Below are 3,833 nucleotides of genomic sequence, written 5' to 3'. Positions count from 1 at the left end.
AGCGGGGCGGGGTGTTTGGCTTGTGGGCCTTAGCATCCTTTCCCTCTTGCACGGCTTCGCCGGCGGGATTAGGATGGGGGTATCAATTGTGCCCCATTGCTCTGGTGTTCCCGCCAGACCAGTGATGAAAAAGCCGCCCTTGCCGGGGCGGTTTTTTCGTTTTCGGGGGGGTCTACTGCGCTAGCAGCAGTCCGCCCCGCGTTGTCATATCGCTGCCAAGTATCGGCGCGCGGCCATTAAACCGCAAGCAACTTCCGTGTGCACACACATTGCACACCTGTTTGATGTGTGCTTTTGCGCGCTGTTATCACGTCGTCGGCTCGGATCGATCACTTTGGCGCTGGATACGCTCGTAGACTTCTTCGCGGTGGACGGGCACGTGTGGCGGGGCGGCAATGCCGATGCGGACCTGGTTGCCTTTGACGCCCAAGACCGTCACGGTCACTTCGTCGCCGATCATCAACGCATCGCCAATGCTGCGGGTGAGAATGAGCATGTGGGTTTCCTGCAGGAGTGTGGGAATGATGGAAGCACCGCTGCGCTGCTTCCAGCTGCCGGCCAGCGCGATGCATCCAAGGACATACGTCGCATTACGCGCCTTCGATCGATGCCGGCGCACGCACAGGGAGCGCGAAGTCAGAGGCCAGCTGGCTTGCCGCCTCGGCAGTGAGGATGTAGTACCCGCCGGCAATGACCAGCGCAGCCAAGCTGTCGGACACCGCTGCCGGCGAGAGGATGAAGACATCGAGCGCGGCCAGATCGTAGACGGTGCAATACGCAGGGCCTGCAGCATCGCCGATGCGCTTGGCCAAGTGCACGCCGAATTGCGGCCGACCTGACTCCACTTGACTGCGCACGTGCAGCAGTAGCCCCGGATGCGGGGTTTGATAGCTGCCAGTGCGCGCGTGCACGTGGTTGGATCTGCTGTATTCCATGTGTCGTTCCTTCGCAAGGCTCATGGTGTGCACAACCATTGCACACCATGAGCGAAAAAAAAAGCTGCCGCCGCAGCCGCGCGTTGATTACGCGGATCTGCGTGCGATCCAGATAAGGCCGAAGATCCCAGCGACAATATCGTGATGCTCCAGGAGGTGACAACGGGGCGGCAGCGTGCCGCACTAGGATAAATCAAGCGTAGCTTGACCAGTATTACGGGCGGCCGTCCCACGGGTGGGCATAGCTGCTGCTCGATAGCTTGACGCTGTTGCGCGGGTTGACGCGCTTGCGGATCGGCTCGCCCCTGTAGTTGCCGGGGAGCGGGGTGGTGGTGCCGGACATGTGGCCGGTGTCATGTCGCTCCTGGGCCAGCTCGCGCAGGGTCACGGTGCGGTTCTGCACGGCAGTGACTTCGTAAAACTCCACGTTGGTCTGCTCGTAGCCGTAGCTGGACACCAGCACGGCCCCCACTTCCAGCGTGTGCGGTCGCTTGGCCTCGGCGCGGCGCTCGGCGTGGGCGTCGGCAACGCGCTGCCGACGCTCGGTGAAGCGGACGATTTCACGGTCGGCCTCGGCCTGCGATCGGAACGAATAGCGGTCCAGCTTCAAGCTCTTGCCGTGAAACGTGGTCACGATGATGCGGCCGAGTTCCTCGGCCACGTAGTAGCGCGAGCCGTCCGGCAAGTCGTGCGCCTGGTGGGCATAGCGCGGGCCGGTGAGGTCATCGCGCCACTTAGCACGCTCGGCGGGGGTCAGGGAGGCGGGGTGGGGTAGCTTGCGCATGGCGGTGTGTCCTGGTCAGTGCTGGGGGGGGTGGTCAACAGCGCAGCGGCGGCGCGGTCGTGGTCGGCTTGTTCGGTGAGTGCGGTCGCTTTGCGTGCCAGCTCGTGGGCGCGGAACAGGCTGCGTGCGCCTCCGGCGGGCAGCTCACGCAGCTGCTGGGCTTCGCGGCGCAAGCGCGCCGCATGCGCTCTGCAGGCGCGCTCATGGCGGCGGTGATCGGCAATCAGCGCACGCACGTTGTCGGCGGCAGTCATGCCGCACCGCCGACACGATCCAGAAGCCTGCAGCGCTCGCACTGGATCGCAGGCAGTGGCGGCAGCTCGGCGCAGCACTGGCACAGCGTGGACCGCACGAAGTCGGTCAGCTCTGCGAGTACGGCGCGGGCGTGGCGCAGTCCGGCGTCAACACTCAACCCGTGGATCTGCTTGGTGGTCTTGGCCTGGTCCATCGTCGGTTCCTCGATCGTTCCGGCCCGTGGTGTGCAATACCATTGCACACCACTAGGCAAAAAAAGGGGTCAGTCTTCGGTGGGCTGCATGATGGTGATGACCGGCTCGGCATCGTCGCCGGGGCCGATGTGCATGTGGAGGGTCACAATGCGGGCCTGGTGGCCTCGGCCCTCACGGGGCACCCGATGCAGGGCGAACGGCACGCGGTTGGCGTCACCGCCACGGGCGGCGAAGTTGCGCGCCATGAACAGCACATCCCACAGCCGGCCTTGCTCGTCCTGCGGCACGTGCTTGCGCTTGGTGTCGTCCTGGCTCCATGCCACGCAGTCGGCCCAGACGGCCCGCGTGACCGCGACCGGCATTTTAAAGCCGGCCTCGCGGGCGAGGGCAGACACGTCCACCAGGTCGCCGTCCTCCAACAGGTTGGCGCGGGTGTGGGAATGGATGATGTCGGACGCTGTAAACATGGCGGTTATCTCCGTTGGCTTCTGCAAGGTGTGCAATGTCTTTGCACAACTCCATATTAGCCAGTTGCATGCAAGCATGCAAGCATGTGTGCATGCACACACTGCGTTCTGCGCATGGAACACCCTGCGTTCGATATCGCTCAGGGGGTCGGTGCACCTGGTCGATCGCTGCGCCTGGTCCCCGGCAACGCTCTGCCCAGCGCACCGCCCGAAGCTCGATCACGTGACAAGGCCGGCATGCATGACCAGGCTGCACACATCACCCTGCAAACCCGCTTTTGCGATTGGCCGTCGCCGGCAGCGCCGTCACGTGCGCACGCATGCAACACTTCGCTCCATCACTGGCGAGTGCGACACACATGCAAGAGCAAGAGGCTCCCGATGACGAATGCCCAATGTGCGGAGGAGTCGGCGGCTGGCCTGGCGTCACTGAGCGGGTCGAGTGCAAACAGTGCAAGGGCACCGGCAAGAACATGCTGCCGCCGCCCGATGCCTGGGTGGATCTGCGGCACTGAGGCACAAAAAAGCCGCCGGGATCTCCGACGGCTTTTTGCTGGTGGGCGAGTTCTGCCCCTGCCCGGTTGGTTTACTCCGGCAAGATCCAATCTTCGCCCTTGTCCCTCGGTTCGCGCTTCTTCACGATCAGCGTAATTTCGCCATCGATCGCCACCGGGACGGTGCGCAGCTTGAGCGTGAATCCCCCGCTCTGATTTGGGAACGCGACACCGCAGCGAAACCACTCGGTGCCTGTTTCGCCGTCACGCTTGGTGTAGGCGTGTGGTGCCACTACATCGAAGCGGTCGCGGTCGCGGTCGTGCTGTTCTGGTGCAGCTGCTGGTTTGGATTCGGTCTTGGCCATCGTCGTCACTATCCTCGTGGTTGGTGTGCCATGTCTTTGCACAACTCCATAGTAGCGCATTGCATACTTGCATGCAATTCTTTGTTCCACTCCTGCAACGTCCTGCGCCCGTTGTCGATCAGACTTCCCCGCACCGGGGTGTAGGGGCTGCGCCCCTACGGGCAACGCTTCACTCGCGCAGTGAACAGGTCGGCGCCGGCAGCAACGATGATCCGCCAGCACGTCCGCAAGATCCCACATCACCCCCTGCAGACCGCCGTTGCTTCTGCTCTGCAGCCTGGCCAGGCGCGCGCCATGCGCAGCTGCAGGCGCTGGTGCACTTCGTGGCCACCTTCAGGT

General features: G+C 63.7%; 7 protein-coding genes. All 7 read right to left on the bottom strand.

Features of this window, described 5'->3' with window-relative positions:
- Window positions 1–307: 307 nt before the first annotated feature.
- On the bottom strand, window positions 308–496 hold the full coding sequence (gene csrA / locus XpopCFBP1817_RS19875) for a carbon storage regulator CsrA (protein ID WP_128418396.1): 189 nt from the start codon (window positions 494–496) through the stop codon (window positions 308–310).
- Between the two features lie 94 nt (window positions 497–590).
- Window positions 591–935, bottom strand: a complete 345-nt coding sequence (locus XpopCFBP1817_RS19870) for a hypothetical protein (RefSeq protein ID WP_128418395.1) — start codon at window positions 933–935, stop codon at window positions 591–593.
- A 214-nt stretch (window positions 936–1,149) separates the two neighbouring features.
- Complete coding sequence (locus XpopCFBP1817_RS19865; protein WP_128418394.1) at window positions 1,150–1,719, bottom strand: hypothetical protein; 570 nt, start codon at window positions 1,717–1,719, stop codon at window positions 1,150–1,152.
- Window positions 1,689–1,973: a hypothetical protein gene (locus tag XpopCFBP1817_RS19860; protein ID WP_244171269.1), complete on the bottom strand. Its 285-nt coding sequence runs from the start codon at window positions 1,971–1,973 to the stop codon at window positions 1,689–1,691. The genes XpopCFBP1817_RS19865 and XpopCFBP1817_RS19860 overlap by 31 nt, the downstream gene beginning before the upstream one ends.
- Entirely contained in the window at window positions 1,970–2,167 is a 198-nt protein-coding gene (locus tag XpopCFBP1817_RS19855) for a hypothetical protein (RefSeq protein WP_244171268.1), read from the bottom strand. Before XpopCFBP1817_RS19855 ends, XpopCFBP1817_RS19860 begins: the two co-directional genes overlap by 4 nt.
- 69 nt (window positions 2,168–2,236) lie before the next feature.
- The gene (locus XpopCFBP1817_RS19850; protein ID WP_128418393.1) at window positions 2,237–2,635 is read right to left on the bottom strand and encodes a DUF6573 family protein; all 399 of its coding nucleotides are present in this window, start codon (window positions 2,633–2,635) and stop codon (window positions 2,237–2,239) included.
- 586 nt (window positions 2,636–3,221) lie between these two features.
- Window positions 3,222–3,494 carry a hypothetical protein gene (locus XpopCFBP1817_RS19845; RefSeq protein WP_128418392.1) on the bottom strand — a complete coding sequence of 91 codons (273 nt, stop codon included), beginning with the start codon at window positions 3,492–3,494 and terminating at the stop codon, window positions 3,222–3,224.
- Window positions 3,495–3,833: the final 339 nt, after the last annotated feature.

Origin of the sequence: Xanthomonas populi (assembly GCF_002940065.1) — a bacterium.
In the GTDB taxonomy this organism is placed as follows: domain Bacteria; phylum Pseudomonadota; class Gammaproteobacteria; order Xanthomonadales; family Xanthomonadaceae; genus Xanthomonas; species Xanthomonas populi.
This window is presented reverse-complemented; position numbering and strand designations above follow the sequence as displayed.